Source organism: Lishizhenia sp., assembly GCF_057456495.1.
Map to the genome: position 1 here is coordinate 1 of NZ_JBVCPV010000305.1, position 1,980 is coordinate 1,980.

General features: G+C 33.6%; 3 protein-coding genes. All 3 read left to right on the plus strand.

The window, feature by feature from the left end:
• Window positions 1-597 (plus strand): hypothetical protein (locus AC22ZQ_RS14340; protein ID WP_318959441.1); only part of this gene is annotated, 597 nt, incomplete at its 5' end.
• A gap of 87 nt (window positions 598-684) precedes the next feature.
• Window positions 685-1,083 carry a hypothetical protein gene (locus AC22ZQ_RS14345; RefSeq protein WP_318959442.1) on the plus strand — a complete coding sequence of 133 codons (399 nt, stop codon included), beginning with the start codon at window positions 685-687 and terminating at the stop codon, window positions 1,081-1,083.
• Window positions 1,084-1,156: 73 nt separating this feature from the next.
• On the plus strand, window positions 1,157-1,980 hold an 824-nt coding region (locus AC22ZQ_RS14350), incomplete at its 3' end, for a mechanosensitive ion channel family protein (protein WP_318959443.1).

Genomic DNA, 1,980 nt, shown 5'->3' on the forward strand with positions numbered 1-1,980 from the left:
TCGGTGCGAATGTTTTTAGCCGTGCCCTTACTACTTGGTTTAGCCTTGTATTGGATAAACCCTCAACTTAAAAACTTAACCACTTGGAATTGGGCAATCATTGTACTCGTTCTTTTTATAGGAATAAGAAAAATTTCGACCTATTCTTCTTGTATAGATAAACAAACTGAAACCACCAATTTTGGTCCTATTGCCATTAAAAACCTGGATGAATTAACCCAAAAGTGCGATGAACTCAAAGAGCTTACAAAAACATATAATGTTGATTTAGTTGTTTTTATTGCAGATTGGAGGTATGGTGTTGCGGAAATTGGACATTATAATTACGCTTGTCCCGTGCTTCAAGAAAACACCATGAATACCGTTATGAACGTTTACGAGCGCAGAACCTGGATTTTTAATAATGAAAAAAATAAAGTACGAAAGAACCTATTACTCTACAATCCGAATTTAAAGAATATCGAAGAAATTAAACAGAAAATGGATTGTACTATAATTCAAAAATCTCCTCATCTTTTGCTAATTGAAAACAATGATAAAACTTTAATGGAACTTTCTAAAACCTTCGATTTCCCTTATAAACGACATACGTATTAGGTTTTAGTATTTTGTATTCCATTCAACATAAAAGATTAATCACTTATTGACGAGATATCATCAGTTTTTCAGATTAAATTTGCCAGCATGAACCAAAGCTTCCAAATCAAAACCCTCAGTTTAACATTTCAGCTCGCCCTTGTTGCTTTAACACTCGCTACCTTTCCATGGATTACAAAAAAAGAATTTTCGAGTTTGTATTTATTGTGGTTATTTATCGGACTAACAAGCCTACTGGAATACATCCTCTATAAAAAACACAAGTATATCCAAATAAACGAATCACAGATCCAGATCTTCCATAGTGTTTGGAAGGGTAAACAAAGAATTGAAAGACGGCGTATCAAAGCACTAGATAGTACGTCAAGAAAGTATTGTATCCATTTGTTAGATGGAAAAAAAGTGAAAATTAGAAAAAGTCTTATTCATGAGGACGACCACTTTAAATTAGAATTGGCGTTGAAAAGTTTTATGAGTGAAGCCTAACTTTAGTTGAACCGTTCATTAGATCATTGATGAAATTTCTTTAACTTGTTGAGAATTAAAAACGAATCTATTGATACAAGAATTAAACAAATGGTTTGCCGAATATCCTATTCTTACTAGCATAGGAAAGTACTTGGTTTGGCTCGCATTGATTTTTACTATAATTTCTTGGGTCAGGAGGGTTATCAAGAAACGACTTCCGGACAATACACTAAGGTATAAGTCACAAAAAGGAATAGAAATCATTGGTTATCTCTTTGCTGTTCTTATCACGGTAACTTATTTCACAGGTAGTATCAAAGACTTTGGACTTGCCATTGGTTTGTTAACGGCAGGAATAACAATAACCTTACAGGAATTAATCTTAAGTATTACAGGTTCCTTTTACATCTTTTTTGTACGCGTTTACCAACCAGGCGATAGAATTGAAATTAATGGAATAAAAGGTGATGTAATAGATATTGATAGCATATACACCACCATGATGGAAATAGGTCAATGGGTATCTAGCGATAATTATAGTGGCCGAATCGTGAAGTTGAGTAACGCCTTTGTTTTCAAAGGACCAGTTTACAATTACTCACAAGACTTTCCTTTTGTTTGGGATGAATTCAATATACCAATACGATATGGATCTGATATTGAACTCGCTAAAAACATTGTAATATCAGTAGCTCAAGAACAGCTTTCTGAATATGTGAATGCCTCTATTGCTGATTGGAAAAAAGTGGTAGACAAATACTATATAGAAGACGCGCAGGTAGATCCTACCCTAGCTATTTCAATGACAGATAACTGGATTCAGTTCAACCTAAGGTATATTGTGAATTACAAGAAAAGAAGATACACTAAGCACTTACTCCATGAAGAGATCAATAAAAGAATACAAGAGAGTAA

Coding starts and splice junctions, on each gene's coding strand:
- AC22ZQ_RS14345 (WP_318959442.1), top strand. CDS start 685: ATGAACCAAAGCTTCCAAATCAAAACCCTCAGTTTAACATTTCAGCTC.